This window comes from Fictibacillus sp. Mic-4 (assembly GCF_049843615.1).
Taxonomy (GTDB): domain Bacteria; phylum Bacillota; class Bacilli; order Bacillales; family Fictibacillaceae; genus Fictibacillus_A; species Fictibacillus_A gelatini.
This window is the reverse complement of the sequence record NZ_JBBHZM010000128.1, coordinates 1-347: the sequence shown is the minus strand read 5'-3', so window position 1 is coordinate 347 and position 347 is coordinate 1. Positions and strand designations below refer to the sequence as shown.

The 347-nt window shown below is 32.3% G+C and carries 1 protein-coding gene; it reads right to left on the bottom strand.

Annotated features, from left to right (window positions below; genetic code table 11):
- Positions 1-347: CBO0543 family protein (locus WD019_RS21795; protein WP_425712824.1), on the bottom strand; the 347-nt coding region annotated here is incomplete at both ends.

The window sequence follows — 347 nt, the reverse complement described above, 5'->3', positions numbered from 1 at the left end:
TGGTTTAGATAAAGAGGCTAGTTTTAGTATTAAAGCTCGAGTTACAATTCCAACAATGATGTAATATATGAATGAATATCTGTATCTCCACTCTAAATAATTAACAAGTTTGATCCACTCGCAAAAGGGTTCACCTATATAGGCATATGTTAGTGCCATAATGAGCTGGGCTAAAATAAAAGATTTCCATGTTCTAAAATATTGATATAACAACATGTAAGCTACAGGTATCATTGAAAAATCAAAAGGAAAGGCCCGAGGAATAAAAGGTAGGAATGCAATGGGGTAATCCCAAAAACTATATTGTGCACCAAATATATCTAATAAGGTTGTTGTCAAGATAATTA